The organism is Gluconobacter oxydans DSM 3504 (assembly GCF_000583855.1).
Taxonomy (GTDB): domain Bacteria; phylum Pseudomonadota; class Alphaproteobacteria; order Acetobacterales; family Acetobacteraceae; genus Gluconobacter; species Gluconobacter oxydans.
The window spans coordinates 2,700,744-2,719,592 of record NZ_CP004373.1; the positions used below are offsets into that span (position 1 = coordinate 2,700,744).

The 18,849-nt window shown below is 58.8% G+C and carries 13 protein-coding genes, 1 tRNA gene and 2 pseudogenes; 9 read left to right on the plus strand and 7 right to left on the minus strand.

From position 1 onward, the window contains the following. The first annotated feature begins 2 nt into the window (after positions 1-2). The 4 genes from GLS_RS12000 to GLS_RS12015 are packed head-to-tail and all read left to right on the plus strand — an operon-like array spanning position 3 to position 5,289. Positions 3-944 (plus strand): substrate-binding domain-containing protein, encoded by a 942-nt coding sequence (locus tag GLS_RS12000; RefSeq protein ID WP_011253726.1) that lies wholly within the window; start codon positions 3-5, stop codon positions 942-944. Positions 945-974: 30 nt separating this feature from the next. Beyond that, positions 975-2,480: a sugar ABC transporter ATP-binding protein gene (locus GLS_RS12005; protein ID WP_041112914.1), complete on the plus strand. Its 1,506-nt coding sequence runs from the start codon at positions 975-977 to the stop codon at positions 2,478-2,480. Further along, positions 2,470-3,492, plus strand: coding sequence for an ABC transporter permease (locus tag GLS_RS12010; RefSeq protein WP_041112398.1), 1,023 nt, complete (start codon positions 2,470-2,472; stop codon positions 3,490-3,492). The genes GLS_RS12005 and GLS_RS12010 overlap by 11 nt, the downstream gene beginning before the upstream one ends. A gap of 21 nt (positions 3,493-3,513) precedes the next feature. Next, positions 3,514-5,289, plus strand: coding sequence for a dihydroxyacetone kinase family protein (locus GLS_RS12015; protein WP_041112399.1), 1,776 nt, complete (start codon positions 3,514-3,516; stop codon positions 5,287-5,289). Between the two features lie 107 nt (positions 5,290-5,396). On the opposite strand, the gene GLS_RS12020 is transcribed toward GLS_RS12015, so the two are convergent. After that, entirely contained in the window at positions 5,397-8,375 is a 2,979-nt protein-coding gene (locus tag GLS_RS12020) for a TonB-dependent receptor domain-containing protein (RefSeq protein WP_041112400.1), read from the minus strand. A gap of 637 nt (positions 8,376-9,012) precedes the next feature. After that, complete coding sequence (locus GLS_RS12025; RefSeq protein WP_041112401.1) at positions 9,013-9,429, minus strand: NUDIX hydrolase; 417 nt, start codon at positions 9,427-9,429, stop codon at positions 9,013-9,015. A 133-nt stretch (positions 9,430-9,562) separates the two neighbouring features. On the opposite strand from GLS_RS12025, the pseudogene GLS_RS13545 reads away from it, so the two are divergent. The 5 genes and pseudogenes from GLS_RS13545 to GLS_RS12045 form a co-directional block, all read left to right on the plus strand. Continuing rightward, a pseudogene (locus tag GLS_RS13545) lies at positions 9,563-10,002 on the plus strand (transposase); the annotation flags it as partial. Between the two features lie 90 nt (positions 10,003-10,092). Further along, complete coding sequence (locus tag GLS_RS12030) at positions 10,093-10,746, plus strand: RNA polymerase sigma factor (RefSeq protein ID WP_052327584.1); 654 nt, start codon at positions 10,093-10,095, stop codon at positions 10,744-10,746. Continuing rightward, entirely contained in the window at positions 10,733-11,674 is a 942-nt protein-coding gene (locus GLS_RS12035) for a FecR family protein (protein WP_041112402.1), read from the plus strand. The genes GLS_RS12030 and GLS_RS12035 overlap by 14 nt, the downstream gene beginning before the upstream one ends. Before the next feature lie 110 nt (positions 11,675-11,784). Further along, positions 11,785-14,766: a TonB-dependent receptor gene (locus tag GLS_RS12040; RefSeq protein WP_148295936.1), complete on the plus strand. Its 2,982-nt coding sequence runs from the start codon at positions 11,785-11,787 to the stop codon at positions 14,764-14,766. A 3-nt stretch (positions 14,767-14,769) separates the two neighbouring features. After that, entirely contained in the window at positions 14,770-15,585 is an 816-nt protein-coding gene (locus GLS_RS12045; RefSeq protein WP_041112404.1) for a hypothetical protein, read from the plus strand. Positions 15,586-15,672: 87 nt separating this feature from the next. Here GLS_RS12045 and GLS_RS13320 read toward each other — a convergent pair. From GLS_RS13320 to GLS_RS12070, 5 genes and pseudogenes are all read right to left on the minus strand, one after another. Next, a pseudogene (locus GLS_RS13320) lies at positions 15,673-15,792 on the minus strand (IS5/IS1182 family transposase); the annotation flags it as partial. 854 nt (positions 15,793-16,646) lie between these two features. After that, positions 16,647-16,737: transfer RNA gene (locus GLS_RS12055), tRNA-Ser, on the minus strand. 18 nt (positions 16,738-16,755) lie between these two features. Beyond that, a complete protein-coding gene (locus tag GLS_RS12060) occupies positions 16,756-17,412 on the minus strand; it encodes a phosphoribosylanthranilate isomerase (RefSeq protein ID WP_041112405.1) in 657 nt (218 codons plus the stop codon). Then, complete coding sequence (gene pyrF, locus GLS_RS12065; RefSeq protein WP_041112406.1) at positions 17,409-18,119, minus strand: orotidine-5'-phosphate decarboxylase; 711 nt, start codon at positions 18,117-18,119, stop codon at positions 17,409-17,411. The genes GLS_RS12060 and pyrF overlap by 4 nt, the downstream gene beginning before the upstream one ends. 8 nt (positions 18,120-18,127) lie before the next feature. Then, a complete protein-coding gene (locus GLS_RS12070; RefSeq protein WP_041112916.1) occupies positions 18,128-18,466 on the minus strand; it encodes a LapA family protein in 339 nt (112 codons plus the stop codon). Positions 18,467-18,849: the final 383 nt, after the last annotated feature.

An 18,849-nucleotide genomic window follows, 5' to 3' on the forward strand; every position in this document is an offset into this window, starting at 1 on the left:
TTATGAAAACGGCATTTGCTTTTGCCGCAATGCTGACGGCTGCGCCATTTCTGGCGCCGCTTGCAGCAGGTCAGGCCCATGCAGCGGATAACAGCGCCCCCCTGCGCTTCGTGCTGATCCCCAAGACCGTGCATCCCTGGTTCGACAAAGCGAATAACGGGGCACAGGCGGCTGCGACGATGATCTCGCAGGCGACGGGGCGGAAGGTCGAGATCGAATACCGCGCGCCGCAGACGGCGGATGTGTCATCCCAGAACGACATTATCGAGCGTGCCATCGCGACCCATCCGGACGGGCTGATCCTCGATCTGCTGGACGAGAAGGGCAACCGCGCGACCATGGACGAGGCCGTGGACGAGAAGATCCCCATGACGGTGTTTGATTCCCTGCCGCCTGAAGGCATGGACATCACGGCCGTGGGCGCGGATTTCTGCGAGCAGGGCACGATGGCGGCCGAGCGGCTGGCGAACCTGGTCGGCAAGAAAGGCGAAGTGGCGATCATGATGGGGGTGCCGACGGCACCGAACCACACGCTGCGGGCCGAGTGTGAAAAGAAGGTCTTTGCCAAATACCCGGACATGAAGGTCGTCGCGACCGGCGTGGACAATGACAGTATCGAGACCGCGCAGAAGCAGGCATCCGCCATCATGCAGGCGCATCCGGATCTGGTCGGATGGGTTGAGTGCGATGCCTCGGGACCGGTGGGCGTCGGCCAGGCCATCCGCGAGAGCGGCAAGACGGGCAAGGTCAAGGAAGTAGGGCTCGATAACCTCAATGACATGATCCAGCTCATCAAGGATGGCGTTGCTGAGTCCTCTGCGTCGAGCCGGCCGGAAATGCAGGGTTACTGGGCCGTCGTGTCTGCCTGGCAGCGGGCCATGGGGCAGAAGACGCCCAAATACATCGATACCGGCATCGATCTTCTGACGAGCAAGAACCTCTGACGCAGCAGAACAGGAAGGGGAGTGACGGTCATGACAGTTCTTCAGATTGAAGGCGTCCGGAAGACCTATCCCGGTGTGGTGGCGCTCGATCATGTCGATCTGACGCTGGAGCCGGGGAAGATCCATATTCTCGCCGGGGAAAATGGTGCTGGAAAGTCCACGCTCATCAAGACGCTGACCGGGCTGGTCGTGCCGGATGAGGGAACCATCCTGATCGAAGGACAGGATGCGCTGCATGACCGGACACTGTTTGAGAAGGTCGCCTATGTTCCGCAGGAGCTGAACCTGTTCGGGCCGATGACGGTTGCCGAGAACATGTTCATGCCGTTTAACCGTTCCGGGTTCGGGCATCTGACGGTGTCGCGCGGGGCAATGGAGAAGGCGGCGGCGGAACTGATCGAGCGGTTCGGCATTCATGCGAAGCCGGGGCAGCTCGTGAACCGGATCAGCGTACCGGACCAGCAGCTCCTTCAGATTGCGCGCGCGGCATGCCGTGAAGAATTCAAGGTTCTGATTCTAGATGAGCCGACCTCGTCACTGACAGCCAATGAAACGGAGCATCTGTTCCGCATCATTCATCGGCTGCGCGACGAGGGCTGCGCGATCGTGTTCGTGTCGCACAAGATGGAAGAAATCTTTGCGCTCGGGGACACGGTGACGGTGCTGCGCAATGGCCGCAGTGTGGGCACCTATCCGATGGCGGAAATGACGGAGGGGCACCTGATCCGGCTGATGTCGGGCAGTTCGGTCTCGCTTGAGGAGAAGTTCCAGCCGCGTATGGCTGCGTCTGAAACTGACGTCATCTTGAGCGTTAAAGATATGTCCGGGCCCGGGTTTTCGGATGCGTCCTTTGTTCTGCGGCGTGGAGAAATCCTGGGCTTTGCTGGACTTGTGGGCGCGGGACGCTCGGAGCTGATGCAGACGATCTTCGGATATCTGCGGGCAACCGGGGGGCATGCCTTCCTCGAAAGGGAGGAAATCCCGAAGGGCCGTACTGATCGGGCCGTGGCTCTGGGCATGGTTTACCTGTCCGAGGAGCGCAAGCATCACGGCATTTTCCCGCTGCTGAGTGTGCGGGAAAATATCAGCCTCTCGGTTCTGGATCGCATGAAGCGCGGCGGAATCATTTCCCCGGCGCGTGAGAACGAGGTCGTGGCCGAAACGATCCGCCAGTTCGACGTGCGGACGTCCTCGGCTGGCAAGAAGATCGCACATCTGTCTGGCGGAAACCAGCAGAAGGCAATCATCGGCCGGGCGATGGCGCGGCGGCCGCGGGTGCTGATTTTCGACGAGCCGACCAAGGGCATCGATATCGGCACAAAATTCCAGATCTACCGCATCATGCAGCAGCTCGCCGAAGAGGGCGTAGGGATCATCCTCGTCTCATCCGAAATGACCGAGCTCCAGCGCTGCGCTTCGCGGATCATCACCATGTATTCCGGCCGGATCACGGGGTCGTTCGATCAGGCCACTACTGACGTCAACACACTTGTCGGCGCGATCATCGGCGCCCCGGAGAACCGTCATGTCGCTTGAAACCACTGTTCCGGCAGCGCCCTCACAGCAGCCGCCGAAGCTCCCCCCACTCAAGGCGCTCGTCTCCCGTCTGGCCGGAAATCCGCTGGGGGGCGTCATTGCGGCGCTGGTCATCATATTCGGGGCGTCCTGTGCGCTTTCGCCGCATTTTCTGACGACCTTCAACATGGTCATCATCGCCCGGGCGCTGGCCTTTATCGGGCTGGTTACCATCGGGCAGTCCATCCTGATGATCCTCGGCGAGCTTGATCTGTCCGTCGGTGCGATTGGCGGGCTTGCGGGTGTGGTGGGTGGCATCCTGATGGTGCAGCTCGGACTCAATCCCTGGCTGTCGCTGGGGCTGTGCCTGCTGATGGGAGGGGCGTGCGGATTGCTGAACGGCGCGCTGATCACGCAGCTCCGCCTGCATTCCCTGGTGCTGACGATCGGTATGGCCGGCGTATATGGCGGTGCCAACCTCGTTGCGACCAAGGGTGTTGCGATCACGGGTGTGCCGCGGGACATCACGTTCCTTGGCCGTGGGCTTGTGATGGGCGTGCCGGTGCCGTTCCTGGTGCTGCTGGTCTGTCTGGCGATCGTGGCATTCGTCATGCTGCGCACACCGGTCGGGCGTTATATTTACGCCATCGGCAGCAATCCTGATGCGGCGCGGATGCTGGGCATCCGGGTCAATGCGATCCGCATGGGCGCGTTCGCGCTGGCCGGGTTCCTTTCGGCGCTGGCGGGCATCCTGATGGTGGCGCGTCTGGGCACGGCCCAGCCTTCCATCGGTGACACCTGGGTGCTGGGGCCGATTGCCGCGGCCGTCATTGGTGGCGTGGCAACGACGGGTGGCATTGGTAGCCCGATCGGGGCGGTTCTGGGCGCCGTCATCATCGGCATCATCGAAGACATCATCGTTCTGTTTGGCATCTCGCCGTACTGGCAGTCGGTCGTCAGTGGAGGGATCGTCGTGCTGGCGATTTCCTTCGATGCGCTGGCCCGCCGCTACCTCAACCGCGATGCCGTCTGAAATCTGACAGGGAGACGTTCCATGACCAAGATCTGCGGTGACGCATCGACTTTCGCAGCGTCCGCCCTTCGGGGGTTCAGCCTTCTCCATCCCGATCTCGTGCGATATGTGCGCGGTGGTGTACTTCGGGCCACCCCGGCCCGTCGCGGGAAGGTAGCCGTCGTCCTGGGCGGGGGCTCGGGTCATTATCCGGCCTTTGCGGGCTATGTCGGTCCGGGCTTCGGGGATGCGGCGGTGGCAGGGGATATTTTCGCCTCGCCCTCCACGCAGGCCATCAAAAGCATTGCGCGCCAGGCAGATCTGGGCGGCGGGATCATTCTCGGTTACGGCAACTATGCCGGGGACGTGCTCAATTTCGGGATCGCAGCGGACCGTCTGCGCGAAGAGGGCTATGACGTCCGCGTTCTGGCGACAGCGGATGATGTGGCAAGCTCGGATGCATCCACACGTGAGAAGCGGCGCGGAATTGCCGGCGATCTGGTGATTTTCCGGATTGTAGGCGCTGCGGCCGAGGCGGGGCTGACACTCGATGAAGTCGAGGAAGTCGCGCAGCGGGTGAACCGTCAGACCTGCACATTCGGCGTGGCTTTTGATGGCTGCACGCTGCCGGGCGAGAAAGAAAAGCTGTTCGAAGTTCCGAAGAACCGCATAGCGCTCGGACTGGGCGTGCATGGGGAGCCAGGTATTGATGAGCAGGATGTTCCGGACCCGGAGCATCTGGCGCATATCCTGTTCGACCGCCTGCTGGCAGAGCTTCCGGAAGGGGCGTCGCGCCGGGTGGCCGTCCTGCTGAACGGTCTGGGCAGCACCAAGCAGGAAGAGCTGTTCGTCCTGTGGGAACGGCTGGTGCCAATGTTCGAAAAGGCAGGTCTGACGCTCGTGGCGCCGCTGGTGGGTGAGTACGTTACGAGCCTTGATATGGCGGGCTGCTCGCTGACGCTGACCTGGCTCGATGAGGATTTGGAACGGTACTGGCGATCCCCTGTAGAATCTGCCGCGTTGAGCCATGGTCAGTTGAGCGGGGACGGGATCACGCGGCTTGAAGTTCCTGAGGAAACCGAGATCCTGTACATGCGCTCCGGAACGGCGCAGGGGCGTCGTGGTGGGGCCTGTGTGGCCGCTGTCATGGATCATCTGGCCCGGACACTGGCGGAAGCGGAGTCCGACCTGGGGCATATCGACGCTGTGGCTGGGGACGGGGACCATGGTCAGGGCATGGCGCGTGGTTCTGCGGCGGCAGCGAAAGTAGCGCGGGCGGCGGCGGATGCCGGCGCTGGTCCAGCGACGGTTCTGGCCTCGGCGGCGGACGCCTGGGCGGACAGGGCCGGGGGAACATCCGGGGCACTTTGGGGCGAAGGGCTGCGGGCCTTCAGTCTGGCATTCGATGACAACAGCCTGCCCGATGCGCAGCAGCTTTCAGGCGGTGCGCGGAACAGCATGGAACGCATCATGGAGCTTGGCCGGGCGAAACCCGGCGACAAGACACTGGTAGATGCCCTGGTGCCGTTTGTTGAAACGCTGGAGAAGGCTCTGGCCACGGGGCATGGGCTTGTGGAAGCCTGGCAGATGGGTGCGCAGGCGTCTCATGAAGCTGCGCAAGCCACGCGTGATCTGCTACCCCGCATGGGGCGCGCGAAAATGCATGGTGAGCGTAGCAAGGGCCACCCGGATGCAGGTGCGCTCTCGCTGGCCCTCTGTGCACGGATCGTAGGGGAGGATCTGGGCAGGGGTCTGGCCTCTCCGGGCGGAGAAGGCGACCAGATAGAGGCGGTTCGTCTGGTGAAAGCCGGCCGGTAATCTATAGCCCGTCCTGAGAAAGGACGGGTCTTACAGATCCATATTGGACACTAAAAAAGGCAGCTCCTTCGAGCTGCCTTTTCTTTTGGTCTGACCGGTAAATGGTCTCAGAAGTTCACGCCAGCCTGCAGGAAGACGTAACGTCCCATGTAGAGGTTGCCATACAGCGCAGAGGCACTGTTATCCGTTGCGCTGGCAACGAAAGGTGGCTTCTTGTCGAGGAGATTGTTCACACCACCCTGGAAGTTCCAGCGGTTCCAGCGATACGTTACCGTCACATCGTGGGAGAAGATCCCCGGGGTACTGGTACGACCGTAGCCATTGGCGCGTGTCAGATCCTCGGTTCCGTCGTTCCAGCGCATGCCACCGATATAGTTCATCATGTAGGTGAAGCCGATGGCCCCGTGCTGCCAGCCAACCGTGGCATAGTCACGAACACGCGGCATACCGTAACCGGATTGATAAAGCATGCGGCCGGCATAGTTGTACCAGGAACCACCGGGCTCATACTGCTGGAGATAGCTGACGAGCTGCTGGAAATTGTTGGACAGCGTCAGCACGTCATGAGGCGTGATGCGGATACGGTAATCGAGGTCGAAGTCGATACCGCTTGTCTTCAGGCCGCCGATATTCTGGTACAGCGCCGAGACGGAGTTGAGCTGACCCGTGCTCGAATTGCGCGTGATATCACTGCAATACGATGTATCAGCTCCCGTGTAGCACTCATCCATGATGTACTGCGTCGGCAGGTATGAGATCATGTTCTTGAGCGTGTAGTGCCAGTATTCGACGGATGCCGAAAGACCTGGAATCCAGCGCGGGGTGATCACCGTACCAAAGGTATAAGTCCGGCCAGTCTCAGGCTTGAGGGCGCTGTTACCACCATAAATGGTCGGGGTCTGACCGGAATATGTGGAGCTGAACGTGGACGTGTTGATACCCTGCTTGGCACAGTTTGCAGCCACGGTTGCAGCCTTGGCGCCATAGGTGGCCGCCTGCACGGAGTCACAGGGATCCGTCGCGGATGCATAGCCGAGAGACTGCCCGCCATACAGTTCATACACATTCGGCTGACGGTAGGATGTGCCAAGTGTCGCACGGAAGCGGATATCCTGGATCGGCGCCCAGTTGATGGAGACCTTCCAGTTCTTCGTGCCGCCGAACGTGTTGTAGGACGAATACCGGCCCTGACCGTCAATCGTCAGATCTTTCGCGAGGAACGCGTTATGCAGCAGCGTCGCCTTGCCTTCGAGATACCCTTCCGTGACGTTGAACCCGCCACCCGTGTAGGAGGCGGAGTTTGTCAGCGTCTCACCGGCTTCGACCAGAGGATCCGGATGATAGGCGAGTTGTTCGCCACGATGTTCCATACCCAGCGCGATACCGAGATCGCCACCATTCGCCCACGGCATGTGAACAACATGGTTGTTGTTGATACGCAGGTTCAGGTCACGCATCTGGTAGTAGTAGTTCTCATGCGTGGTGTAGTTGGAATAGGCTGCAGCTGCCGAAGAAAGCTTCTCATACGGATTGGACAGCACACATCCTGCGGATGCATTGCAGACAGACGGATCGTAAACAAGCGCACTGCTGGAATCACCTGGCGTAACCTGACGCAGGCCGTATGTTTCCAGAAGCTTGGTGTAATTTCCTACGCCCTCGACCTGGTTTGAAACCTGGTTCCAGCCATAGGTGTAGGACAGGTCATAGTTCCAGCCGTGGGTGATTTCACCCTTGAGGCCGGCAATGCCCGTATAGGTGTCAGAGGCGGTTTCGGTGCGGCGGTTACCCCACTCGCCCATGCGCTTGTACATGTACTGGTCTTCACCAGACGTATTGTACGGATCATTTGCCGGAATATAAAGCGTTGTAGGCAATGTGGACGGATAGATACTTCCCGACACTGGTTCCGGCGCCATTGTGGTCGACGAATTACGGTGACTGTAGTTGAAGTTCAGGTACGGCGTAAAATGACTGTTGATGTCATAATGCGCATCGAATGACAGCGTCGCGTCCTGAAGGGAGTTCGTCAGGGACTGGTCATTTCCGTAGTTGTAGCGATCCGCGCTCGTGAATGAACTCAGCGTCCCGTTGCTGTTCGCGATCATGTCGTTGCCGCTGGTCGCACCGATGAAACGGCCTGCCGTCGGATAACCTGAGCCATAGGTCAGGGCAGAGACATCGGATGAGTCATTCTGCTGCACCGGGGTCGCCCAGGAGCGGTTTTTCTGCTTGATGCCGCTCTGCGTCATGTAAGAGCCGGAAACCGTGACATTGCCCTTGCCATGATCGAAATTCCAGCCCTTGTAGCCGGAGATCATGCCGGTCTGGCCGTCCCCCACATCCGTGATGCCACCACGGACCGTAATGTTACCGTCGCTCAGGTTATGCTTCAGCTTGATGTTGATGACGCCGGAAACAGCATCGGCACCATACAGTTCAGAGCCACCATCCTTCAGGATTTCAACACTGGCCACCTGATGGATATTGATGGTGTTCATGTCGAAACAGCTGGACTCACCGTTAATGGCAGCACGCTTGCCATCAACCAGCACCAGAACGCGCTGCTGACCCAGATTACGAATATCCGTGCAACTGACACCATCCGTACCGTTGGTCTGACTGTTCGTCGTTCCTTGCGAGCCGATCGAAGGCAGACGTTGCAGATAGTCACCAAGCGTGGTGGCGCCTGTCTGTTCGATCTGCTTGCTGCTGATGATCTGCACCGGATTGGCGTTCTGGTTGTTGGAGGTGCTCAGCGCAGATCCCGTAACAACCACCGTTTCCGCACGCCCGGTTTCAATGGAGTCAAGAGCGCGATTATGACGGGTCTGAGCTGTAAAGGTGGGGGCCGATGTGCCCGCTGCCACGGCCGAAGGAGCTGTCGTAGCCTGCGTTGCAGACGGTCCAGCTGCAGCTTTGCTGGCAGTTTTCACCGCACTCTTTTTATGAACAGACGCACCGTGTGAGGACGCACGATGATGCGTACTGGTCGCAGTCTGGGCTTCTGCTTTCGCAGAGATTCCCAGCCCGGTTGCGAGGATGGAAGCGCACAGAAGCAGCTCCCTGCGTCGATAAGGAATCATGTGGGCTCACTGTCAGACGATTTTTTTAAGCTCCCCAGAAGTAGTTTTTCATGCGGAACTTTGTCTATCCGGAAACAAGCGTCCTCTGGTGGATCAAAAGGGGCTGTTGCATAAGTGCCATACAATGGTTACATTTATACACATTGAATTTCTTCTTTGTTATTGATGATAATTAAAGACACAAATTCATTTTATCCGGAAACAATGTAGGGAAAATGATATCTATATTTTTGGTTTTTTCAAAACACTTCTATTGAATTCTGGATGTATCGTAGAATCACCAGTGTGACACCCTCGTGACAGAACACAATTATCCAGCACGATCAGATGATAAATGTGATGTGCATATGCTTCCGCGTACCGGGGGAGGTACCCCCACCGGGCCGGAAAGATATCTCCGGCAGGCATTTTCTACTTTTCGGTTCATCATGTCAGTTCAAGCAGAAACTTGCTTCGTGACGCACTAAGCTTCCAGTAGAAACAGCCATCCGTGATGGACATTGCTGAGCATGTCGGGGCCGCTCGAGAGGTCAATCCCGGCCTTGACCAAGCGACTTGTTAAGCCACCCCTCGTTTCTCAAAGGTCTGGCGAATTGTTTTTCCGGAGCTTTTGCCCAGTACTCAAATCCCATGTCGTTCAGGAAACATCTCGGTCCTGCAAGGCTTGCAGTGCGACTTGCGTTGCATGCGTCAATCGTCTCGGGAGCTGTTCAAGAGGAAACCACTTCACGTCTCCCAGGGCTTCAGGTTCCATAACTGCGGCGTTCCCGGTGAAGTCTTCGGCGATATAGACGGGAGCGATCCAGTGTTCATTCCGATCCGGCGCAATCTGATCCACGATACAGAGCAGGCTCATCCGTTCGATCTGAAGACCCGTTTCTTCGAGAATCTCCCGTCTGACGGCCTGCTGCAGGGTTTCAAAGGGGTCAACCTTCCCACCTGGAAGCCCCCAGTGATCACGCTCCGGATCACGCTTCCGATAAACCAGCAGCAAAGAATTTTCCCTGAGAAGAACTGCGCCACAGCCTACACGGGGCATGATTTCAGGATTCATAAACGAAGAACTCCTAGCGGAAAGTTTTTGAAATGCTTTTCATAATGCACTCGCCAAAACGAGCGATACCGACTGTTATCGTCAATAAACTTGAAAGACTTACCTTGCTTCGGGCTCTGCCAAGAGACTGAAGATGAGCGACCTGTATTGGCTGACGGACGAGCAGATGGACCGTTTGCGCCCCTTTCCCCCAAAAGCCACGGCAAATCCGACGTTGATGACCGCCGCGTGCTGAACTGCATCATTTTTATAAATCGGAACGGCTTGGACTGACACGATGAGTCCCAGGAATATGGATCGCACAAGACGCTCTGCAACCGCTGGAAGCACTGGGGTGGAATGGGTGTCTTTATGAAGAGGATGGGTAGCCTTTCTGCCGACAAGGCAGAACTCCGGACGGTTATGATCGATACGACGTCCCTCAGGGCATAACCCACGGCTTCGAGCCTGCGGTTTAAAAGGGTATCCTGGACATCTGACCGGCCGCATCAAAGGGAGCATGAACAGAAGCTGCATGCGGTCACCGACCAGAACGGACGACCGCTGAGCTTCTTCCTGCCAGCGGGACAGATGCCCAACCGTATCCTTCTCCGCCATGTGCTAGGCTACAATCTTCATGTCCTGGCTATGAGACATGGGTTTCAGTTGTCATGAAACTATCAAATGACTGGCCGTCCCCAGTCGCTACAAGCGGACGCATTCACCGTGACGTGGGATGCGCAGTTGGAAGACGAACCCGATAACGTCCTCAGCCAGAATGAGAAAATCATATGGCTCTCACGTCACATCATCCCCCATGAACGCGCCCTGCGCGGCTGGCTCCGCCAGTTCCGGGACATCGAAGTCGATGACGTCGTGCAGGAGTGCTACGCGACTTTTCTGGACGTCCATGTCGAGCTCATCAAAGCCCCGCAGGCTTATCTTTTCCGCATGGCCCGCAATATCGTCCTCCAGCATTATCGCCGCGCCCGCATTATTTCCATTACCGCACTGGCGGATTTTGACGCCCAGAACATCATGGATGAGTCGCCTTCACCCCAGCAGGTGGTCGAAGTGCGGCAGGAGCTTGAATGTCTCCACCAGATGGTTGAACAACTCCCCGAACGCTGCCGGCAGGTTCTCCTGCTGCGCAGGCTTGAAGGGTTATCGCAGAGGCAGGTTTCGGAACGGCTGGGCATTTCGGAGAACATCGTCGAAAAGCAGGTGGCGCGCGGGATCAGAGCCCTGAGCCGCTTCTTTTCCGAGGAACGCCATATCCCCGCAAAAGCCGGCCCGAAACGACACGGAGAGGTTAAGTCAGTCGTTGAAAAGCGATGATCTGAGCGAAAATCCCATCGACGCCATCGCTTTTGAGTGGGTTGCGCGACTGGACAGAGCGCCTTTGTCCAGCCGGGAAGACGCAACGCTGAAGGCATGGCTGGCGCAGGACATCCGCCATCGCGGCGCCTTTACGCGCGCCCGGACCATCTGGCTGTCGGCCGGACGTGTGGCGGCGTTCCAGGGAACGGCCCTGCCGGCCGAACCGCCGGCATCCGCTCCCCTGTCACGCCGCGCCTTCAGCCGGTTCGCGCTTGCCGCAGGCCTTGCCGCCGCGGCCGTCATTCCGGGAAAACCCGCAGAAGCCTCCCGGATCTACCAGGCCCGCTCCGGCCTCCTGCATGTGCAGGAGCCACTCTGCGGCGATCTGATTCTCGATCAGGAAACGGTACTCAGGGTCCGTCGCGGCCCGGGCGCCCCCTGTCTCGATCTGCTGCGCGGACAGGCGCATCTGACCGCGCGAAAAGCCCCTGTACGGCTGAACATGGACGGACTGTCCATCGATCTTCCCGACGGCGCGAGCCTGATCGCCCATGCCTGCGGGGCGGAGAGTGACGCCCTCGTTCTGGGCGGCCATATCCTGACCCGCTGCGCAGGGGAGAAGGAGCGGCGCGTGCTGCACAGGCGCGACTGGATCCGTTACGAGCACAACCGGATTTCCCTGAGCGTCCTGTCTGACGATGATCTGGAACGCGTCACGGCCTGGAGCCGGGGGCTGCTTGAATTCCAGTCCGTGAACGTGACCGACGCCATCCGGCAGATCAACCGCTACAACACCCAGAAAATCGTCCTGAAAAATCCCGCCTGCGCCAACCGCCGGATCAGCGGGATTTTCTCCCTTAGCGACCCCGTCATCTTCGCCCGCATCCTGAGCGAGATTTTCGGGACGAAAACCCTGATCGCCCCCACGGAAATCAGTCTTCTCTGATCCGTCAGACGTCACGGGAAGTAAGAAAAGCTTCACACTCCCGAAGCGGCGGATTTTTCAGCCCTTAACATCTTTTAAGCGAACGTATCCAAACGGGGATTCAATCTGCTGTGTTTCGCTTAAACAGTCGTGCGCAAATTTTTCCTGGCCTCGCCCTGTCCACTACCTGCCTCGCCGGTGTCCTGACCACGCAGGCCGCTTACGCCCAGACCTCCTCGTTCAGCATCAGCCGTATGCCGATTGCCCAGGCGATCATCGCCTATGGACGGGCGGCGAATGTCCAGATCGTCCTCGCCGATCCCGTACGCGGAACCATCATGGGCAACGCAGTTCATGGCACGATGGGAAGTGACAGGGCCCTGGAGCAGCTTCTGGCCGGAACAGGCCTGACCGTCATCTCCCGCCACAGCCATGTCGTCGTGATCGGCCTGCATCAGCCAACGCCGACAAAACCGGGCATCCGCCCGACTTCGGCCCGTAAATCCACGCTCGATGCATCCAGAACCGAAAATGTCAGCGTGCACGCCAACCGCGATTCCACATCCTCCAAGCGCTACTCGGCGCAGATGATCGATACGCTGAGCGCCGAACAGATCCGTACCGTCCCCGATCTGAGCGTGGTGGAAGCGGCACGGCGCATCGTCGGCATTTCCGTGATGCCCAGCACGGATGACAACCGTTCGGACAACAATATCGAAAACATCACCATCCGCGGACTGGACAACTCCTACAACCTCATCACGATCGACGGCGCCCAGCTCGCCAGCGCCAACAACACCTATCGCGGCGCACGGCTCGATCTCATTCCTTCTTCGATGCTGGGGGAGCTTCAGGTCCTCAAAACCGTGGACGCCTATAATGACCCGCAGGGTATCGGCGGGCAGGTGAACATGGTCACCAAGAACGCCTTCGATTACGGCAATACCTTCGACACACAGCTTCTGGGAGGCTGGAACAACCTTGCCGGCAGCGTGGTCCAGCCCATGCACGAGAACTGGCGCGTGGACGGCGCCCTGACCCGGGTTTTCGGCAAGAACAAGGAGTTCGGCTTCGTCCTGTCAGGCAATTATCAGGAACTGCACTCGGCAACCCATGCGATCCTTCCCGGTGACTCCAGCGGTGACGGCTGGAATTATTACACGGCCTCAGGGACGTCCGTCGGATCACCCACCAATACCGATGCCGTGGCCGCAACCGGTCACGCCGTTCCGGTCCGCTCGCAGGACTACGCATTCGATGATGCATACCGCCGTTACAGCCTGACCGGAAAGTTCCAGTACCGCCCCTCACACCGTTTCGACCTGTCCGTCTTCGGCGGATATTTCCACACACTCGATCAGGAAACCCGGAACGAAGCGCTCTCGATGCCGTCCGGAACATGGACCCAGGGCGCCACACCCGACACAGGATCGGTCAGCACCGGCCAGTATCAGTTCGGGATCACCCAGCAGCCCGAAACGCAGCGGACATGGTTCGTGAACGGCAAGATCCACTACGACATCAACGATCGGATGCACCTGAATTTCCTGGCGTCGGACTCCATAGCCTGGGACGACAGCTACAGGACCATGATCAAATACAACACCGGAATGAACGAAAACACGAACAAGACGACATACCAGAGCAATTACGGATACAGCTACACCCTCGATAATGGTGCACCATCCATTTATCTGAACGATCTGACTGCCGCGAATAACGCCGATAATTACAATCCGCGGTACTGGAGATTTTACGGCTTCCACGTCAAGAACGACGTCCGCTTCCTGCGCGGAGACTGGCGCTGGGATGTCGGGCATGGCTTCTGGATGAACGCCGGCGTCACCCAGACGATGACACATGTCACGAACAGCGAAACCTATACCCAGTGGATTCCAAAGGATGCCGCCGCCGCTGCCGAGATCGGCAACATGGATCAGGTCCTCGCAGCCAAAACCCTGACGATGGAATCCGCGCCGGGTCTGAAATATCTGACGCTGAATTATCAGGAAGCCCTGGACAAGCTGCTCAACAACAAGTCCCTGTTCAAGACGACGAACACGATCTCAACGACAAAGCCTGCCTATTACCACATGCAGGAATCCATTACGGCCGCGTATTTCCAGACGGGCTGGCACAACCGTTTCGTGTCCCTGCAGGGCGGTTTCCGGTGGGATCATACCCGTGCGGATATCGGCAATTTCAATGGCATCACACAGAATGGCGTCACGGATTACCTGTATGAGACCCGCGGCGCCGGTTACGATTACCTGCTGCCCTCCTTTCTGGCGACATTCAACCTGAACCCGACCATGAAAGTCCGCGCAGCCTTTACCGAAACCGTGGGACGCCCGAATTACGGCGATTACGGCGCCGCCACCAGCACGACCTTCGACGGCGCCACGGTCAATATTTCCCAGGGTAATCCGAACCTGAAGCCCCGCCATTCCTGGAACTACGACCTGTCCTACGAATGGTACCCGCAGAAGGACACGATCCTCACGGTCGGGCTCTTCTACAAGGACATCCACGACCAGATCTATACCCGCACATCCTACGGCAACATCATGATGGACGGCGCATCCTACGCCGCAGTCATTTCCGAACCCCTGAACGCCTCGGGGGCAGGGATGCGCGGCGTGGAAATGCAGCTCATGCGCCAGCGCTTCGGCTTCCTGCCCGGTATCCTCAAGAATTTCGGCCTGTCGTTCAACGCCACTTTCCTTCAGGGTTTCTACGAAGAAACCATGGATGACGGGACCCAGCGCCGGGTCAACGGCCTGTCGAACCAGCCCTCCCATATCTACAACGCGTCCCTGTTCTATGCCGACAAGAACCTTGAGGCTCGCGTCGCCTATAACCGCATCGGGAAGTCCCTGTATTCAACGTCCGGCACCGCGAAATGGCAGGACATGTGGCTTCAGGAGCGCGGCCAGCTCGACCTTCAGGCCAGTTACCGCTTTTACAAATGGCTTTCCGCCACCGGGCAGGTCCAGAACCTGACGGGAGAAGGCTACGTGACCCGGATGGGACCGCGTGAAAACCTGATCCAGGATCGCCATCCTGCCGGTCGCACCGTCTGGTTCGGCCTGCGCTTTCAGCCGGACTTCTGATTCATGAAACATCTTCTTTCCGCACTCGCCGCGCTTGTATTCGCCCCCCTGTGCCACGCAGCCGACCTGCCTCCGGCAGGTGCGGCCACCGTCATCCGCACCCTTCCGGCAAAGGAGGCCACGCAGGGCGTCGCGAACGACCGGCAGTTCCTCTACGCGATCCAGAACAGCACAATCGGAAAATATGACCGACAGACCGGCAAAAGGGTGGGGGGCTGGTCCGGTGACCCGGCCATCTTCATCCATATCAACAGCTGCGAGGTGCAGGGCACGGAACTTGTCTGCGCCATGTCGGATTACCCGCATCTGCCGATGTGGAGCTCCGTCGAGTGGTTCGACACCAGAACGATGCAGCACACCCGCACCCACAGCTTCGGTCCCGGTCGCGGTTCCCTGACCTGGATCGACTGGCATGACGGCAGCTGGTGGGCCTGTTTCGCCAATTACGATGGCGATGGCGGCGAAGCCCCCCGCGATCACCGCTCGACGCTCCTCGTCAGGATGGATCCCCGGTTCTCCACGCAGGAACAGTGGCTCTTCCCCGAGGATGTTCTCGAACGCTTCGGCCATCACAGTGCCTCAGGCGGCCACTGGGGGCAGGACGGCCTCCTCTACGTCACGGGCCACGACGCGCAGGAACTTTACGCCCTGCAACTTCCCCAGGCAGGCAGCCGCCTGCGCCATGTTGCAACCTACCAGCTCCCCACCCACGGCCAGGCCTTCGACTGGGACGCCCTGGCAGCCAACCGTCTCTGGACGATCGACCGGCAGACCCAGACTCTGGTCAACAGCCAGCTCTCAAGACCACCGACCCAGTAGTTACAGAATGCACTTTAACACAGAGAAAAGGGTATCAACGCGATTGCGTTGACAAAAGCTCTGCCGAGCCGGATTTAGGTTTAGGACTCATAGCCAGAACATGACGGTTGCGGGGAGGCAGATGGCAAAGAAGAAAACGGTCGCGCATCTGTCGTAGCGGGTTGCGACCCGCCGCCAGTCCTTGAGCCTTCCGAACATGATCTCGATGCAACCATCATCTTCTGGCTATGAGTCCTGAGCCGAGGACCATAGGGGATACATCCTCAATGACCTGATCGCGAAGGAAGCCAATGAGGTTCTCAGGCGGCTCTGCAAGCCCCTGCACATCGGCCAGATAGCGGCTGAAGTGATTTAGCGTAGCGCGAGCCAGAGATATGGCGGCTTGAGATGCATAGGTTTCACGCTCCTTCATCCACCTATCGAGCACGATAGCAAAAGGGGTCTACTCGCCTAGCGCGGTTTCCCGGAAGCGCCTCACATAGCCTGAAGGGTCCTTTCCAGCCTTCTCAAGCTGTTCGGATCGATCCTCCAGAAAGTAGTCCATGCCCTCAATCAGGCGGTGTTTGGGGTCAGTTCCACCCATCTGTTTATCGCCACTATCCGTCCTATCTGAGGGGGCCGCGATCTCCCGCTGGGCTTCCAGTGCCTCGGATAAGGGCCGCTCCTCACTCATCCAGTCCGGCTTCCAATCACCGTGGAGAGGCAGGAAGCCTTTCGCGGTCAGACGCTCATCCACTTCAGCCCGAAGAACTGCAAGGGCCTTGTCGTGCCTTCTAAGGGCTTCCTGCTTCTCCCGCGTCCCGAGTGATCGGATAAGTTCGTGTTTGATACCGGATTTGGTTCCGTAGGCTTGCCCTGCATCGGCCCAGCGATCCCGAGGAATGGAAAGCCTTGCCGACCACGTGTTGCCGCCTGTTTTTTCTGGGCCAACATATCCTCACCGTTCTTCACCATGGAAGGACTACCGATGAGGCACTACCGATGAGGCACTACCGAACGAGTAGTAGGCTACTACCGACAGGTGGTCGTAAGTGGCTGATTTTATTGGGGTTCTCGATCTCTGGCGGAGAGAGTGGGATTCGAACCCACGGTACGCTATTAACGTACACACGCTTTCCAAGCGTGCGCCTTAAGCCGCTCGGCCATCTCTCCTGTCGAGCGAGGCGGTGTTTACGAGAGCTTCGGCCTGAGATCAAGTGCCTTTCGGCTGTTCTGGACAAATTTTTCAATAAGTTCAGCGGATTTACAGCCAGGAGCGGCTTCCACCCCCGAAGAAACGTCAACTGCCGGTGCCTGGCTTTCCAGGATTGCGCGTTGGACATTGCCGGGATTCAGACCGCCTGCGAGCATCCAGAATGACGGTGGTGTCCAGTTCCGGGTCAGGGACCAGTCAAAAGTCCGGCCGAGGCCACCTGGACGGTGATCCTGTTCCTGCTTGGGGGCTTCGATGACATATCCTGCCATGTCTGGGTTTGTCGGCAGATCCGAATGTCTGGCGATGCCGCAAGCCTGCCAGACGGGACGTCCGAAGCGGGACTGGATTTCGATTGCCCGTTCCGGGGTGTCATAGATCTGAAGAATATCCAGCGGGACAGTCCGCAGAACCTGTGCGATGAAGTCGTCATCGGATTTCACGAACAGACCGACCCGTAAAGGGCCACCTTCCTGACCGGATGGTGCGCTCTCATGCAGGCGCAGGGCGTCATCAGCAGTTACAAACCGTGGCGAAGCGTCGCAGAATACGAACCCGACCCAGTCAACCTTCAGACGCGCACAAAGCGCCATCGTCTGGGTGTCACGAATTCCGCAGATCTTGACGCCGGTCATGCGCTGGCCAGTTCCTCCATGATGGCTCTGGCGGCCAGAACCGGATCTTCGGCTTTCGTGATGGGGCGCCCCACGACAATCCAGTCGGCGCCGGCTTGGGCAGCCTGTGCAGGCGTCATGATGCGCTTCTGGTCATCGGACGCGCTGCCAGCAGGCCGAATGCCCGGCACGACCAGAACGGGCTCGTCACCCAGAGCATCGCGTAGAGGCGCAATCTCATGCGCCGAACAGACCAGCCCGTCTGCCCCAGCGCTGATGGCCAGTTTTCCAAGTCTGAGCACCTGTTCCTGGGGCGTGGCGTTGACGCCGATGTCCAACAGACCCTCAGCGTTCATGCTCGTCAGAACCGTAACGGCAAGCAGTTTCGGGCGTTTTGTGCCAGCGGGAAAAGCGCTCTCAAGAGCTTCCCGGGACCGGGCGATCATTTCGGAACCGCCACTGGCATGGATGGTCGTCAGGGCGGGTCTGAGCGGGGCGAGGGCAGTCAGACCTGATGCGACGGTATGGGGAATGTCGTGCAGCTTCAGGTCCAGAAACAGTTCGTGCCCGGCCGATACGGTTTTTACCGCATCCAGACCGCAGGCATAGGTAAACTCGAGACCCAGCTTGATGGCGTCGACGTTATTTTTCAGGCTGTCGGCCCAGTGCTGGGCCGTGGAACGGGATGCGGTATCGAGGGCTGCGATCAGTCGTGTGCGCCTGGACATGGTGGAGATCAGACCTTCTGTTCAGGCTGGATGGGAGTGGTGGCGGGAAGGGGGGAACCTGCTGGGTTCTGAAGACGGTCGAGACGCTGATGGAGTTCAACCAGCTGACTTTCCAGGGTCCGGACATGCTGCTCGGCGCGACGTGCGCGCGAACGCTGCTGCATGTCACCGATCAGACCGATCAGGAAACCAAACAGGAGAGCGACCACGCCGACGCCCAGGACGAGGGTGCCAATGGACAGATGCCAGCCGAAGGAAACCAGCCAGATGGGTTCCAGATCCGTATTGCTCAGGGCAAAAACGATCAGGACCGCAAGAAGAATGACGAGAATGAGCAGTCTGAGCATGAACATGGTCCTATCGTGCTACCTGCAGCGCAACAAGACGTGCGGGCAGGAAGATTGATCCCTGTCAGCAGTCATGATGCCCAGTGCAGGCAGTATCATGCGCCAGTGCTGACATTGCGCCAGATGGCGATATCACCCCCAACGTATCACCGAAAGGGATGGCGGTGTCTGAAATCATCCCGTTCCGGTGACCGCCTCCGGAAAATGCTGTCTTCCGGGCTGTTTTGGCAGGCTGAAAACCGGAAGGGTGGGGCCTGTCGGGCTGATGGGGAAAAACACTCCATCCCCTCCAAGGAACCGGACCCGATTGCCAGCGTCTGGACCTTCAGACTGAAAGATCACCGGATTTCGCCCCGCTGGTCAAAACGTAAACATCATGACAG